At 70.1% G+C, this 16,164-nt stretch carries 8 protein-coding genes; 7 read left to right on the plus strand and 1 reads right to left on the minus strand.

The window, feature by feature from the left end; all coding sequences use genetic code 11:
• Positions 1-185 precede the first annotated feature (185 nt).
• A complete protein-coding gene (locus ACWCQS_RS41275) occupies positions 186-2,483 on the minus strand; it encodes a Helicase associated domain protein (RefSeq protein WP_451009271.1) in 2,298 nt (765 codons plus the stop codon).
• Between the two features lie 174 nt (positions 2,484-2,657).
• Here ACWCQS_RS41275 and ACWCQS_RS41280 point away from each other — a divergent pair, with 174 nt between their 5' ends.
• The 7 genes from ACWCQS_RS41280 to ACWCQS_RS41310 all read left to right on the plus strand — a co-directional run bounded on the left by ACWCQS_RS41280 (position 2,658) and on the right by ACWCQS_RS41310 (position 15,749).
• Complete coding sequence (locus ACWCQS_RS41280) at positions 2,658-3,671, plus strand: TniQ family protein (RefSeq protein WP_451009272.1); 1,014 nt, start codon at positions 2,658-2,660, stop codon at positions 3,669-3,671.
• 348 nt (positions 3,672-4,019) lie between these two features.
• Entirely contained in the window at positions 4,020-4,733 is a 714-nt protein-coding gene (locus tag ACWCQS_RS41285; RefSeq protein WP_451009273.1) for a TnsA-like heteromeric transposase endonuclease subunit, read from the plus strand.
• Positions 4,730-6,874, plus strand: coding sequence for a transposase (locus tag ACWCQS_RS41290; protein ID WP_451009274.1), 2,145 nt, complete (start codon positions 4,730-4,732; stop codon positions 6,872-6,874). The genes ACWCQS_RS41285 and ACWCQS_RS41290 overlap by 4 nt, the downstream gene beginning before the upstream one ends.
• Before the next feature lie 70 nt (positions 6,875-6,944).
• On the plus strand, positions 6,945-8,072 hold the full coding sequence (locus tag ACWCQS_RS41295) for an AAA family ATPase (protein ID WP_451009275.1): 1,128 nt from the start codon (positions 6,945-6,947) through the stop codon (positions 8,070-8,072).
• Positions 8,073-8,674: 602 nt separating this feature from the next.
• The gene (locus tag ACWCQS_RS41300; RefSeq protein WP_451009276.1) at positions 8,675-9,826 is read left to right on the plus strand and encodes a restriction endonuclease-related protein; all 1,152 of its coding nucleotides are present in this window, start codon (positions 8,675-8,677) and stop codon (positions 9,824-9,826) included.
• Positions 9,823-13,131 carry a hypothetical protein gene (locus tag ACWCQS_RS41305; protein ID WP_451009277.1) on the plus strand — a complete coding sequence of 1,103 codons (3,309 nt, stop codon included), beginning with the start codon at positions 9,823-9,825 and terminating at the stop codon, positions 13,129-13,131. Before ACWCQS_RS41300 ends, ACWCQS_RS41305 begins: the two co-directional genes overlap by 4 nt.
• A complete protein-coding gene (locus ACWCQS_RS41310; RefSeq protein ID WP_451009278.1) occupies positions 13,128-15,749 on the plus strand; it encodes an RNaseH domain-containing protein in 2,622 nt (873 codons plus the stop codon). The genes ACWCQS_RS41305 and ACWCQS_RS41310 overlap by 4 nt, the downstream gene beginning before the upstream one ends.
• The last annotated feature ends 415 nt before the right edge of the window (positions 15,750-16,164 follow it).

The following is a 16,164-nucleotide window of genomic DNA, read 5'->3' on the forward strand; positions in this document are numbered from 1 at the left end:
GAACATCGAATCACACGTCAAACGCACATCGTGCGCAGAGAGTCAGGGTATACCTCGGTGCTCCCGGCTTGCCCTGTGCCATGGATGGTTCGGTTCATGGCCTGTTGCCTCACCGTGGAAGCCACGGCGCACGGGAGCAGCACCTGCCTTGGTGCCGGATACCGAGCTGCTGCCCCCGCGCCCGGTCAGGTCCAGCGCATGTCGAGGGCCTGCAGCGCGTCCAGTTGTTCGCGGGTGAGCTGGGCGGGGTTGCGGCGCCGTTCTCTGATCCAGCGGCCCAGGTCGAGGGGATAGCCGTCGATGGTGCACGGGTAGGTGCGGGGAACGTTGAGGTGCTGGTGGGAGCGCCAGAAGGTGCGGGCGGCGCGCAGTCCGCGGGTGAAGGCGCACGCGGATGCGCCGCGCGGCGGGCGCAGCAGGAGGGCGAGGGGGTGGTCGAGCGGGAGGGCGCCGAGGAGGTTGTGCTGCATCTCGGTGAGGGTGTCGAGGCGGTCGATCTGGTGGTCGAGCCAGCGGGTGAGGGAGCTGTCGTCGCTGTCCGGGCTGAGGTCGGGGAAGGCGAGGTCGCCGCGTCGGGCGGCCTTGAGGGCGGTGGCGTAGGTGCGTTTCCACTCCTCTTTCCACCGGAAGGCCCACCAGGGGTAGATGTCGTTGAGGGCGCGGTGGTAGCAGTGCGGGAGCGTGCGCTGGCGGGCTTCTCGGCGCCAGTCGGCGACGTGGCGGCCCAGGGCGATGCCTGCGTGGTGTTCGTTGCTACGGGGCGCCAGGTGGCCGTGCTGGGCGGTGTAGTCGCGGGCGATGTCGAGTTTGTATTCGATGCTGCGGGACGGGTGCTGCCAGGTCATGCCGAGTGCGGCCAGGCGTTTGACACGGTCGGGCAGGAGCATGCGGTTGGCGTGCAGGGAGCGCTGCTGGCCGAGCCACCAGCCCAGGTAGAAGCGGTCGGTGGTCTTGTGCCGGCTGGCGACGTCGAGGTCGCCGTGTTCGGCGTGGTAGCGCTGGGCCTGTTCGAAGCCCATCTCCCAGACCTGGTTGGGGGCCTCGACGTGGTCGAGGCCCAGCACGGCGAGGATCTCGTCGACGCGTTCGGGACGGGCTGCGAGTTCGGGCTGGGTGGGTTCGCCGTCGCCGCTGAGGTATTCGACGCGGTGGAAGACGTGCTCGTCGTAGACGCTGAGTTCGATGAGGACTTGGTAGATCAGGTGGAACCGGGTGCGTCGGGTGGCCTGCCCGATCTCCTCGCCCGGTGCGGTGTAGACGGGGATGATGATGGTGGAGACCTTGCCGTCGCCGGGGGTCTGGCGCAGGGAGCGGCCGACGGACTGGACGATGTCGATGGTGCTGGTCTTGGGGTGGGCGAACAGCAGGGAGTCGATGGCGGGGATGTCGATGCCCTCGGCGCAGCAGCGGCAGTTGGTCAAGACTGCCCGGCGCGGCTGGGTGTCGGCCGGGTGGGTGGAGAGCGGGGCGGTACGGAAGGCGGCGTAGTTCTGGTAGCGGTCGAAGGGCTTCTGTTTGGAGTTGACGGTGTTGACCTGGAGCCGTGAGGTGTCATAGCCGGGCATGCGGGCGGCGGTCTGCGGCAGTGTTTCGGCGCAGGCCTCGGCTGCCGCGATACAAGGGTGGAAGCTGAGGGTGCGTCTGAGGTCGTAGCGCTTCTGTGCCACCAGGAGGGCGACTTGGGCGGCGGCGGCCCGCAGCGCTTCGCCGGTGTAGGAGCTGAGGGTGCTGCGCAGGATGCGGCGCAGATCCTTGTCGGTGATCGTGATGACGCTGATGCGGTAGTCCGCGAGCAGGCCCTGCTGGATGGCTTCGGCCATGGAGAGGCGGTACACGACGGGCCCGTACAGGCTCTGGTCGTCCATGGAGGCGACTTCGACGTCGGGTTCCGGCCCTCGGCGCTCGAACTTGCGGAACGTGGCGGTCATGTAGAGGCGGTGGCGTGCGGGAAGGGCGTCGTTGTCGTGGACGGCGCCCCAGGCTTTGTCGAGACGGCCCGCGGTGTGGTGGGCCTCGTCGGCGACGACGACGTCCCAGTGCGGCAGGTGGTGGTCGGCGTGTGCCTGGACGACTTTGAAGAGCGACTGGTAGGTGCAGAACACGTTGAGGGGGCCGTCGGTGTCTGCGGCGGCCTCCGCGAGGCGCTCGGGCGTGTTCGCCACGGTCAGCGTCTTGGCCAGGGAGCGGCTGAGTGCCTCGTCGGGCGAGCAGACGCCCAGGTAGCGGCCAGACCGTCCCTCCCTGCGCCAGGTTTCCGCGGTCTGTTCCAGCAGGGCCTGCGAGGGGACCAGGACGAGGGCCCGGCCCTGGGGTGCGGTCTCCTGGACGGCGTGGAGGGCGACATGGGTTTTACCGGTTCCGGTGGCCATGGTCGTGGTGACGCGGGTGGCGCCTTCGGCGAAGTCGGTGACGATGGCATCCACCGCCATGTCCTGGTGACCGTGCAACGGGGTCTTGAGTCCGTTGAGGGTCAGTGTGGCCACGTGTGGTCCTCCCCTGATTCTCGTGGCGGTCCTGGCCCGAGGGTGAGGAGGTTCCCGGCAGGCCGTGACCGGGGCCGGGAAAGGTTCACTCGAAGGAGTTGTCGGGTCTTGACTGCCTGCGCGAAGCGGCACGAGTGTCCTGATGGGGTGTGCCGTGGTGGGGAGGGAAGTCCCATGGACTTGACGGGTTTGCTGGGGCCGAGCCGTCCGCTGCCGGTACAGGTACGGCCGGTGGGCGGAGAGTCGACCGGATCGTTCGTGCGGCGGCTGGGGCGGGCCAACGGTCTGGATCTGGTGTCGTTCCTCGAGCGTGTCGGGCAGGGCGAAGCGTCCCGGGATCCGGAGCAGGTGGAGAAGTATCCGCAGTACACCGAGATGAAGGTGAACGCGGCGGGCCGCACCTATCTGTCGGTGCTGTCGGGCCTGGACGTGGAGCTGCTGCAGTGGGCGTTGCCGTCACTGGCGGATGACCTGCTGCTGCCCGGCACGGGGCCGGCGGTGTGGCAGTGGCCGTGGGAAGCGGAGGGCGGGCATCTGGTGCCGTGGTGCCCGTCGTGCGGACACCGGCGGCGGGTCGGTGAGCGGGTGTGGCTGATGTCGGCGGACAGCTGGCAGCTGTGCGGCCGGCATCTGCGGTGGACGGACGACTCGCGCAGCACCGATCCGGAGGCTGTGTCGTTGGCCGCGCTGGCGGAGTGCGTGACAGCGCACCGGGACAGGCTGCGGTTGCAGCGCAGATTCAAGTCGGCCGGCGAGGAGTTGTTCGCCGACGCCTGCCAGGTCATGTACCAGTGGTGGACGCATGCGCCCGACACGCTGGTGTGGGTGCGGCGGGCCTGGACGGCGGGGCTGGGGGCCCGTTCGGCGCGTGCCGTCCCACTGGTCGTCTTCCCCGAGGCGGTCGGGCTGGCCTGGCTGATGCTGCGGTTCGAGCAGTCCGGGCGGCGCACGCCGCAGGACCGGGCCCGGTGGCTGGCCCTGGTGCAGCATCAGGCGGACGTGTGGGACATCGACTTTTCCGCGGGCAAGAACGCGCTGTTGCAGTGGCTCGAGCGCCACAGCCGTCCTGCCGCGGCAGCCATACCCACTGCGGCAGGACGGCGGCAGCCCGTGCTGGCGGAGCGGCACAACCGGATTGCCGCCCGTACCGGCTCCCTGCAGCAGCGCTCGTGCATGCCCGCCGTATGAGCCCTTGAGGAGACTCTGGGCTGACGAAAGCTGCCTGCGCCACTCGGCGCACGCCGCCCCGACCCAACCGCTCCGCACGGCTGAGTGCCGGCGTGCGGAACATCCTGCGCGCTGCGCCGCTTTGCCGGCTGACGGCCCCCTCCGCCGCGCTGCTGCCTCGTGGCGCATGTCGGCTCTCCCGCCTCGCGGCCGACGCGCCGGGGACCCCGCCCGCCGGGGCCCCGCTCAAGGGGCGGGGACCGTCGTGACGGTTCTGTCAAGAGCATGCCCCTCGAACGGGGGACGTCTCGCTGCCGGCCCGCTGTGCGCTGCCGGACGCGGCCATCCTGGGATCGGCGGGGAGGTGCCATGCGTGACGTGCGGGTGTGTCATCTGGATGAGCGAGGGGAGCTGGTGTCGGCGGCACCGGCCAGCCTGGTGGGGGTGGCGTTGGAGGAGCGGCGTCCGCCGAGCGAGCCGGTGGCCTTTCACGGTCGTCCCGGGAAGCTCTCCGACTGGTGGTGTGCCACGACCGGTGGGCACGTGGTGTGCGGTTCGCTGCGGCGCCGTCGGGTGGCGCTGGAGCTGGACTTCGATCCGGAGATCGCCTGGATCGGCGGGGAGCCGGCGGAACTGCACTGGCAGGGCGCGCGGGGCAAGCGGCGCTGGCGCCCGGATTTCGTGGTGCGCACGGTCACCGGGGCGCGCCGGATCGTGCTCGTAAAGCCCGAGAAGGACGGCCCCCAGTGGCGGGAGGATCTGGAGGTCGCACGCCAGGTCGCGATGGCGGCCGGCTGGCAGGTATCGGTGCGGCATGTGCCAGAGGGGATGCGCCTGGCCAATCTGGAGTGGGCCGCCGACTATCGGCAGGCGGTGCGGGTGCCGGCCGCGGAGCAGGATGCGGTCGAGGAGGCCTTTCGCCGCGAGCGCCCCATCGGTGAGGGCGCGCGGGCCAGTGGCGTGCCGTACGCCGCGGCACTTGATCTGGTGTACCGGCTGGTGTGGCAGCGCCGTCTGGAGATCCACTGGGACCAGCCCCTGATGCCTCGTGCGACGGCGTGGCTTGCCGATGGAGCGGCATGAGCGGGCCGGACGCGTTCACACCGGGGCAGGTGCGTCTGGGCGATCGGGTGCTGTGGCAGGGCGTGGCCCACCAGGTGGTGGCCTTTCACGGTGCGAACGTCGTGCTCCTGTCCGAGGAGACGTCCACGCCGGTGGAGGTGCTGTACGCCGCAATGGTCTCCGTGCCGGGCTTCGCCGTGCTGGACGGTGACGGCTCCCCCGTCACGTCGACTCCGATGCCTGCCTTGGATGCTCCGCCGTCCAAGGCCCAGCGCAAGGAGGCCAGGCGGTGGCATCGGCATATGAAGGAGCTCGACACCGGGCTGTTGCCTGGCAGCAGCCGGGCCCGGCCCGGATACGAGCCGGGAGAAACGACGCTGGCCCAGCGTTATGCGTGCAAGTCACGGGAGTTGGCGGCTGCAGGCATTGAGATCAGCGCCAAGACGCTGGAGTCGATGCGGCTGAAGTGGAAGCGCGCGGGCGAAAATCCGCTGGTTCTGATCGAGCGGCGCCCGCGCGAGGTCGGGCATCGCACCGACCCGCGGGTCATCGAGATCATGCGCGAAGTGGTGATGGGCCACGGCCGCGGGTCAGGGGTGGACATCCAGGCCGTCTGGGAGGAGGTGCTGGACGTCGTCCAGGACCGCTTCAAGGCGGAGTTGGAGGATCCGCAGGAGGCGCAGCGACTGCTGCTGAAGCGGGCCACGTTCTACCGGCGGATGGAGGACACCGGGCTCGCCGAGTACCTGGCCGCCCCCACGAAGCGGCGCGCCCAACGAGCCAGTAAACCGCCTCCTCCCTACCGGCCCTCTCATGCGCTGCGGCCGGGTGAGGTGGTGCAGATCGACACCTCGCCGCTGAAGGTGAGGGCGCTCGGGGACAACGCCGAGGTCATCTCGGCCGAGCTGACCTCGGCGATCGATGTGGCGTCACGTTCCAACTGCGCTGTGATGGTTGTCCCGGTGGTCACCGGGGAGGGTTCACCGGGCAAGCGGATCGGCGGCCGGGCGACTCGGGCCTACGACCTGGTGCTGCTGCTGGCGCAGTGCTTTGCCCCGCTTGCCTGGCGCCCGCACTGGGATCCCCTGGCACTGGCCGCCAACTCGGCGCTGCCGTACCAGGACTTGCGCGACGCCGATGAGCGGTTCGCCCGTGCCGTGGCGGCGCGTCCGGTCATCCATCCACGCACGGTGATCACCGACCAGGGCAGCCCCTACCTGAGTGAACACTTCAAGTACGTGTGCGAGATGCTCGACATCACCATCGTGTACGCGCGCAAGGACACCCCGACCGACAAGCCGATCAAGGAGCGGTTCTTTCGCACCCTGGGCAGCCGGTTCAGCCAGCACGTGGTGGGCTGGACCGGTACCGGCTTCGCCCACCGAGGGCTGGGGGTCGACAAAGGCCCTCTGTATCCCATCAACACGCTGCAGGACCTGGCCGAGCAGTGGGTCGCCCTCGACTACCAGCAGACACCGCACAAGGGGCTGCGCAGCCCGTTCACCCCGGGCCTGGTTCTGTCGCCGAACGAGATGTACGCGCAGCTGATGCCCATGACGGGCTACCGGCCGCGGCCGATCACCGCGGCCGAGGCACGCGAGATGCTGATCCCGGCCTGGGTGAAGATCTCCGACAAGGGCATCACCATCGAGAACCGCACCTACCAGAGTACGGACCGACGGATGCGGCTGCTGATCGAGCAGCGGTCCGGGATCAACGAACACAACGACCGGTTCAAAGCGCGCTACAACCCCTACCACCCCGAGGTGGCCCACCTCTTCGACCACCTGTACACGCAGGAATGGATCGAGGTGGAGTTCATCTACCGGGACCTGCTCGACGACCGGTGGACGCAGGATCTGTGGGAGCGGGGCACCGCGGCGGTCGTGGACAACGGCGGCCGCAAGGACGACCAGCTGGCGATCGTCAAAGCGGTGCGGGCACTGCGCCGTTCACTGCGCCAGGGCCCCGGCCGCGCCGGGAAGGCCGCCCCCAAGATCCCGTTCCAGGGGCTGGAAGTGGCCGTAGAGCCCGAGCCGGTGGTGGACCCGTATGCGGGAGTGTCCATCGACATCGAGGCGGTCACCGCCTACCCGGCCCTGCCCATCGCCGGCCGGGAGATCGACCGGCCCCCGGCACCCAACGACGCAGACGCTCCGTAAGAGACAGCTGCCCACCGACCGCGCCCGTGGGGGCACGGCGGGCTCCCCTTCCGTCCCCCAGGAGGACACCGTGGCAACCTCCGCCGCCGCACGCACCGCCGCACGCGCCGAGCGGGAACGACAGATCCTTGACCATGCACGGGCCGCGCCGATGGCGCCACGCTGGATCTTCACCCTGCAAGGCTGGAACGCCTACGTCCACGAGATGATCGAGCGCCCCGAGATCGCGGACTTTGCCCCGCTCGGTACCCCGGTCACCTCCGACGACCCCCGCCTGCGCTACCACGGGCATCTGCTGCTGGTCCCCAATCCCCCCTTCGATGCGGCGCTGTTGAAGACGCACCGGCTGCTTCTGGTCAACCGCAACCGGCGCGAGGGGTTGATGGACCGGGTGATCGACGGGCCGCCCGGCACCGGCAAGACCTTCCTGCTGCGGGCCATCGGCCGGGAATTCCAGACCACCATCGAGGAAGCGCACGACGACCGGATCCCCGTGGTGCACATCATGGCCCCGCGGGATGCGGACAGCCTCGTGAACTGGGTATGGGCGATCGCCGAGTTCCTGGGCCTGGCCCCGGCGCCACTGACCGAGGACGAGGTGCGTCAGCCCAGGCGCACGCCCGACCTCTCGCAGTCGGTGTGGCACGTTCTGGAGCGGCGCTGGACCCAACTGCTGCTCGTGGACGGTATGCAGCGGGTGCACCCCGACCAACTCGTGCCGGTGCTGCACTACTTCGACGACCTACGCGAGGAGCTCGGCATCACGACCGTCTTCTGCGGCACCGGTGCCCGCGAGATCGTACGGGCGGCCCGCGTGAAGGCGGACGGCCTCAGCGAGGCATATCAGGGCCTGAGTCTGCGGGCGCCGGTCATCGCCGGCGAGGACGGCAGGCAGCACAAGGTCCTCCCCCAGGCGGATCCCAGCCGGCTGCCGGTGACCTGGCTCGACCCCATCCCGCTGTACGACGGCGACCAGGAGACCTGGCCCAGCGTCTTGCGCAGCTTCGAAGAGGCCCTCTGCCTGCACCGGCTCTCGCCCCACGCACTCGTCCGTGAGGCCAAGTACCTGCACCGCCGCACCGGCGGCTACCTCAAACTCCTGTCCCAGCTCATCTGCCAGGCAGCCATCACCGCCATCGAAGACGGCATCGAGGACATCACGCCGGAGCTGCTGAAGGGCATCGACATCGGCGGTTGATCGCCTGGGTGTCGCTGGCAGAGCGACTGCGTTCCGCACTGGAGACACCTCGGTTATCGGCCGTCTTTGCCCGTTCGGTGACTGACTGGACTATCAAGCTCGAATCAACGGTGTTCACCCGGCCCGGGTGGGGAACTGCCGGACGAGGGTGTCGAATTCACTGTCGGGGCTGGTTTCCTCGGCCAGGATTCGTTCGATGGAGACGATTCCGCTGTTGCGCCAGTGTTCTATCGCGCACGAAGTTCGCGGCGCAGCACGTGTGGCGAGGGGGCCGACGCCCGACTGCAACCAGTGGCTGGTCCCGCACTCGAGGGGACACCGGGGTTGCCCAGTCTGCGGGTTGGCCGTGGCGTGATGACTCGCCCGAGCAGCCGGGGGCGGTGGGAGCATGTCCGAGTCGGCCACCTCGGCATATCTTTGCGTGCAATCGTGATCGATATCGCGCGTCTCTATTCCCGCCTGATTCACACCCTGGCTTCTATTGATCATTTGTCGAAGGTCACCCCGCTGGTGTCAGTGGCCCCTTGTACGGTCTCCGCTGTGGTTTCCGAACCCATGTAGCCCCAAAACCTTTGGTGGGGCAGGGAAAGGGGGGCCTCGCGATGAGCGATGCTCAGTACGCCCTCGGGCGGAAAGTGATCAGTGCGGCGCTGCGCGCCGGGGTGGCCTGGACCCGGAGGCTGGAGGAGCCGCGGGCCTGGCATGAGATCTCCTGCATGCACGGCGTCATCCAGGGGCACCTCCCTCTGGGCACCGGCCCCGAGACACCTGCCGGCCTGGTCGGCAGTCTCACCCGTCCGCTGCGGTCCTGGGTCCCACTGGACTGGTCCGGCCTGCCTGCCGAGATGGGCGACCTCGTGATTCTGGAGGACGGACACGACCAGCGGCCCGCGCAGTTGACCGAGGAGGCTTACGAAGTCGGCTGCTCCTACCTCGAGGTGCTCTTCGACCCGGCTACCGGCGGACTGGACGGCGGACGGGACTGGCTGCCGACCTGGTCGTGGCAGACGGCGGAGCAGACCGAGCACGCCGTCTACCGGCAGTTGGCCGGCGGCAGTCAGGCGCAGTACGTAGCCGGCCGGCTGATGCTGGTGGAGGTTCCCACCGGCACCGAAGACAGCATCCTCGAGGAGTACACGCGGCGTGGTGGCGCGCGTATGCAGGTCTACCGGCCGTTGCCGGCCGAGCGCAGTTGTGTGCGGGCGGGTGCGGTGTGGTGGTGGCCGTGCCCGGTGTGTGCGTACCCGATGCGGCTGACGGGTGAGCTGCTGCGCTGTGACTTCCTGCCGCACCAGCGCAAAGCCCGTGCGCTGCTGCGGCCGGGGCGGCGCCCCGGTGATCCGCCGGAGGTGGTGAACGGGCCGGCAGGGCTGGCGGCTTGCCGTGGTGAGGGTGTGCTGTGCCTGGACTGGCCGGTGTGGCGTCATCTGACGGTCCCTGGGCTGACCGAGGTGGAGCTGATGCGGTGGCTGGAGCGCAAGGGGCTGGAGGTGGAGCGGTGGGGTGAGATGGACTCCTGGGACGTCGGGGTGACGCTGCCGAGCGGGCGGTGCCTGGTCGACGTCAAGGACGTCGCCAACGAGCAGAACATCGTCGACCGTCCCCCGCGTGCGAAGACGATCGTAGTGCCGTCCTACCGGTCGGAGCAGGTCAAACCCTTGCGTGCGGCGCTGGAGCCGGGCGGATACACGGTGCACACGGTGGCGTCGTTCAAGCGCATGGTCAGCACTCAGTTGCAGCAGGGGGCGGCATGAACAGCACGGCTGGCAGCCGGAGTGCCGCAGTGCCGCTGGTGGTCAGGGCCGCCGTCTTGCTGGCGGCCCGGCTGTTTCCCAACCGGGCCGCGCAGGAGGAGTCGGGGTGGCGGCAGATGGCCCGTCTGGACGACGCTCACTTCCTGCTGTCCGGGCACCTGTCGTTGTGGGAGCAGTGGCCGGTGCTGTCCGAGGACGACCGGCTGCGGGTGGCCCGGTTGCTGCGCAGGCGTCCCGCCTCACTGGCCCAGCGCACCGTCTTCCTCGATGAAGCCGCCCAGGTCGCGGCGGCCGGCGCGGGTGCGGAGTTCGCGGCGGCCGACGAGGACGGACTGGTCGTGGTGATGCCCGCGGCCGACTCGGGGACGCGCATCGACGATCTGCTGGCGGAGATCGACGGCCATGTGGCCCGCACTGCCCGCTCGCGGCGACGACTGCCGGCCGGAGCCGGGCGCTACTTCTCCGAGTTGCGGATTCCCGACCCGCTGAGCCCGTCGCGGCGGGCTGTCGGCGTCCACTACGACCTGCGCGTTGCCCAGCCGGGGAAAACCACGGCCATGGTGCTACAGGACAGCGCAGGACTCGATGATCTGCGGATCCCCCTCGACGCCCTGGAGGACCTGGCAGGGCGTCTCGATGCCGCCTACAAGGAGCAGCACAGGGCGAAGGCCGTCGCGGACCTTCGAGAGCATCTGCACCATGCGGACGGCTCGGCGCTGGGCGAGGAGTTTCATGCGCAGGCGGGGACCATCTCCGTCCTGCACGCCCCGACGGGGCTGGGAAAGAACATCGCCTCGGAGCTGATCGCCCTGTGGTGTGCGCGACGGGGTCTGACGGCGGCTGTGGTGGTGCCGCAGAACGCGCAGGTGATGCAGGCAGTGGCGCGGCTGCGCCGGGACGCGAAGACTCTACGCAAAACAGACAAGGAGGACGACGGTACCCGGGTGCCGGTGGTGGTGCCGCTGATCTCCACGCGCGGTATGCAAAAACTCGCCGAGGACACCGCGGGCAACGTGCACGACGATGCCGAGCACCGTGACTGGGTGTTCGCAGAAATGTCCTACAGCTGCGCCCTGACCGCGCACGCGGCGCCCGAGGCGCGGGGGGTGGAGACGTGGGATCCCGGCAACGAACCGTGTGACCAGCTGAAGGACTCTGCGGGCAAGACACGGTGCTGTCCGTGGCGTGCCACCTGCGGCAAGTTCCGTCATCACCGTGCCGCGCTGGGCGCGGACATCATCGTCACCAACCACACCAATTTCCTCATCGGGCGTGTGCACGTTCCGCTGGCCGACCACGGCGTGGAGCGCCGGGACGTGACCGTGGAGGAGCTGCTGCTGCGCCGGGCGCATGTGGTGATGATGGACGAGGTCGACGCGCTGCAGGCCAAGGCGTTCGACGAGAGCGCCAAGAGCGTGCTGCTGGCCCGGTACGGATCGGCCAGCAGTCCGGTGCGTGAGCTGGAGGAGCAGTTCAGCCGCCACTGTCTGCGGCTGAGCCGCGAGGTCGAGGAGTATCTGCACCCCAAGATCAAGCGGCTGTCGTGGCTGGCCGAGACGTACGTGTCACACCTGGCGCGGGGTGCCATCACCCCGGACAGGGAACGGCGCAGGCTGGTGGTGCCGCGGCGGTGGGACGCGATGCTGGCCCACCGGATCTTCAAGCTGAAGCCCGGGGACAGGCCCAGCGAAGCACACATGCGCACCGTGAACCGGCTGTTCAGCAAGACCGGTGAGCTGGAAGGAGCCGAAGAGGTCGAAGGGCTGGAGGAACTGCGGGCCGTACTGTCGTCGCTGACCGACCTGTCGGACGACGGCAGCCTGAGCGCCGCCACCCTGGCCGAACTCGCCGACCGGTTCCGCACGGTCACCGGGGACGCTCCGCCGGAGAAGACGAACGGAGACGCCTCGTCGGAGGACGACGGGGATGCCCCGCCGGAGGATGTGACCGATCTTGTCCAGTACGCGGCCCGGCGGGCCTTCCTGGAGAAGAGCCGCGAGATCCTGCGGCAGATCGTGGGGGCGGCACCGGCCCTGCAGGGAGCGGGGATGACGGCCTCCAACGATCTGGCCGAGGTGTTGTCGTCGCACGTGCCGTGGCGTGCGGCACCCTACGGGCCGCTGGGACGGCCGCTGTTCGCGTTCAGTGAGCACTTCAACGACCAGGACCTGGCGGCGACCGCGCTCACCCTCAAGAGCTTCGTGGGCGACCCGCACAGTCACATCAGCCACCTCGGCGACGTCACAGCGCTGGCCCACGGCGGCCGGCGGCGTGTGGTGATCGGGCTGTCGGCCACTGCGCACATGCCGCGGGCACCGCGGCATCATCTGCTCACCCCTCCGTCGTGGTACGTGCCGGACGACGTCAACGGCAGCCTCAGTGCCGTGCTGGACAAGGTGCAGCACAAGGAGGGGAGCTGGGCGCGGGTCTCGGGGCTGAGGGGACAGCGGCGCGAGGACGCCTACCGGGAGATGGGTGCGGCGCTGTGGCCGCGGCTGGATGCCGAGCTGGCGGAGGTCGCCGCTGATCCGGCGAGGGCGCATCGGGCGCACGTACTGGTGGCATTCGAGGCCTACCACGCCGGGCCTCTGCTGGCGCAGGGCCTGGTGTCGGCCGGTGCGCCGGCCGGGGAGATCTGTGTGGCGGTGCGGCCGCAGGACGTGCCCCGCTACGAGAAGCATCCGCCGGGCTGGGTGCCCGTCCCGGCGGACCGGCTGGAGCAGTTCCCGTTGCATGTCGGCCATGGGCGGTGCCGGTTCCTGCTGGCGCCCATGGCGCGCGTGGAGCGGGGCCTGAACATCGTCGACCAGGGCGGGCGGTCGCTTCTGCATGTGGCCTGCCTGGTGGTGCGGCCGGTGCTCGTGATGGAAGAGCCGGCCGTGCTGCTGGCCATGGTCAACTCGCTGGCCTACCGCGATGTGCCTCCGCCCGGCGATGAGCCGGCCGTGATTCTGGAGCAGCTACGGCTGTCCGGGGGGCGCACGTTCGAGGAGATCAGGCGGGGCTCGCACTACTTCAAGGACCTCGGCCAGGATGTGAAGACCGCGATCGTGGCGGAGATCCTGACCCGTCTGATCCAGCTCGGCGGCCGCACCCGCCGCGGCGGCGACCACGGCAGCCTGCACCTGGCGGACGCCGCGTTCACCGAGACCACGGCGGACTCCACCCTCCCCCACCTGCTGCACACACTGCGCACGCAGTGGCAGCGGCGCGGTGAGTGGGACCTCATCGACCGGATCTACCGCTCCACCCTCGACATCCTGCTGAGCCTGGCCGACCACGACCTTCCCGGGGAGACGCAGTGACCCGCTCCGCCAAGAGCCCCAGTGAGCTGAGCACGCTGTCGTTCGCGCTGACCGGCGAGCTGATGGGCGCGGTGCACGTGTACCCGCTGCCCGGGGAGTTCAGCCAGGCCTGGTCGCGGCTGCCCAAGCCGCGTTCGGTCGACGCGCAGCGCCCGACCGCCTCGCTCGCGACGGCGGCCCGTGCGGTCACGGGACGGCGGCTGGTGTTCACCGACCCGGAACGCCCGCCGCTGACCGGGCCGTGGACCAGGCGCGCTCTGATCGTCACGTCGGAGCCCCTCGACTTCACGGTGTGGCGGCGGCTGGTCCGGGAATGGGAGGGCCGGCTGCCCGGCTGGGAGGGCCGGGACACGCTCAGCCAGTACCTGGCCGACGAGGCGGGCGGCCCCTACCCGCTGGAAGAGGTCCTGCACCGCGACCGCGAGGGCCGCATCACGGGCCCGAACTGGGCTTTCAGGGTGGCGAGTTGGCGCCTGGCCCAGCTGCTGCGCCGAGAGCCCTGGCAGGTCGACACGCTGGCCGAGCCGCTCGAGCTCGTCCTGGAATCGGAAGGCGACCTGCTGACATGGGCGCAGCCGATGGAGCGGGAGGCGAGCTGGATCGACGAGGCCACCGGGGAGCGGCGCCGCCGCGTGGGGCACGCCATGGACCGCATCCACATCGACGTCGACCCGGCTCCCGGAGGCCGGATGCTGGTCGCGCATCTGGAAGCACGCACCGCGCGGATCGCCACCGGCTGGTACGGGGTCAAGAACGCGCACGTGTGCCATCCCGCCAACCCCGACATCGTGCTCAAGGCCCCGGTGCACCTACGGTGGACCAAGGACGATCACGGCCAGTGGGTGCTGAGGTCGGCGCAGTACAAGGGTGCGACCGCGCAGATCGTCGAGGCGTGCGGGATCGCTCCGCTGCCCGACCCGTTCACGGTCGACTTCGACAAGCCGGGCCCGGTGCGGGGCATCCACACCACGGCCTCGCACCCGATCGGCAAGGGGGCCGGGTCACGGCTGATGCGGCGGCTGGAGGAACACGCCAGCCGGATGCTGGACGCCGCTCCCCTGGCCTATGCCGGGAGCAGCGTCAGGGTTCCGCAGCTGTCGCCCGAACCGTCCGCGGTGGTGGCCCCGGACAAGGTCCTGCCCGCCGTCGTGGCGGCCGGTTTCCAGAGCCTGCGGATCGTCGCCCTGTACGAGGCCGCGGCGTGGAAGGAGCGGGTCCTGGCCCAGCTGGGCCGCGACTTCACCCAGCCAGACCTGCACGCACTCCAGGACGGGCACACCACGGTGCTGGCACCGGGGCTGCAGTTGCTGATGGTGCGGGTTCCGGAACTCGTGCGGCACGGCCCGCACAACCGGGCCCCCGTCCTCAACGGTCTTGCGATGCTGCGGCCGTCCGATCCGGGCGAGCTCGTCGCCGCCCTCGTGGAGACCTCCTTTCCGGCCCGGGGCGAGGCGGATGCCAAGGCCGCGCTCAAGCCGCTGTTCGCCGCCCGCGATCTGCCGTCACAGTTCTTGACGATGGCCTCGCTCGGCGACCTCTACCAGCCCAGCCTCAACGAGAAGATCGCCCGGGCGCGTGCGGTCCGAGCCGGCCAGGAGCCGCCGGCGGTGACGCGTAAGGAGGACGCCGCGGCGCAGATCGCCACCGGGGGTCTGCTGACGGACTGCGGCGTCATCGACGACCGGCTGGCAGCCGCCGCCTGCCACCCCCTGACCCGGGACACCGCGCTGGACCGGCGGGCCTGGCTGGTAGGTCTGTGGACACGCCTGCACCGCTTCCCGCGCATCCGCGGGCGTGCCGCCACTCCCCCGGTCCTGGCCGTCACCCTGGTCGCACTGAATGCCTCGCACCACCCGGATGAGAGGTACTGGCCGGCGCTGATGTACAGCGGCCAGCGGTGGCTGCCGCTGGCGGCCGGCCGCACCCGCCATCATGCGGGACCGATCGGTCTGCCCGGCCACCATCTGCGCGACGACCAGGGCGGCCCCGCCCGGGTACGCGATCATGTGGAGCAGGCGCTGGCGCAGCTGCCCGGCGACCGCGGCGTGGTGGTCTTCACCGAGCAGCACCGGGACCTGTGGCCGGGACTGGCGAATCCCACCCTGGGCGACGGGCTGCTGCCCGGGCTGTCGCTGGCCGCGCGCGGCCGGGACATCGCCGTCGTCCGTGTCACGCACGGCAGCCGCACCCCACGGCCCACCCACCGCGCCGGCGGCAGCAGCAGACGGCCCAGCGACACCGACAAGGCGGCCATGCCGGAGAGGGTCCTGTACGTCTCGGACCACGGCGGGGTCAACTCCTGGCTGTTCGCAGCGGAGACGCGGCAGCACAAGGGTGGTCAGCGCACCGGCACCGACTACACCCGCCGCACCCTGCCGGAGACCTCGCAGAGCAAACTCGGCACCGACTTCCACGCCATCACCCGCACCGAGTACACCGTCGCCCGGGCCGGCGCCTGGCAGGAGGAACGGCTTGTCGGACTCGCGGCCCGTCTCTCCCAGCAGTCCGCCAGCTGGAACGGCCGCACCCTGCTGCCACTGCCGCTGCACCTGGCCCGCAACGCCGACGAGAAGCATCCCCAGTACGTTGCCGACGGCGAGGACGACGGACCCGAATAGCCGCGCCGGCCGGGTCGCAGACGGTGCCCGGCCAACCAGGCGCTCTCCTTCCGTCCGGCCGCCCTGCCTGCGCCGCAGACGACCCGGCGGGCCCCTGAGGTCCGTCGGGAGCGGCAAGGAGAATGCGAGGTGTGATCCAACACCTGGTGCAGGAACCTCTCCCCCGGGCCGAAGGGCTCCGGCATGATCAGTGGCGTGCGATCGAGGACGCATACGGGCGTCTTGCCGCTGCTGTCACGGCAGATGACCGTCCGCTGATCGTGGGCTCGGCCAAAGAACACCACGACGACGGGAGTCACGACCGGCTGTGGCTGCGGGCCGACTCAGACCGTTAATGCCACCCGTGGGCGGGCGAGTTCCTCCTCCACTCCACCTGGGGGTGGGACGACACCGGTCTGGCCGGCTCCGTCGCGAA

The sequence above is a fragment of the Streptomyces sp. NPDC002076 genome, assembly GCF_053593835.1.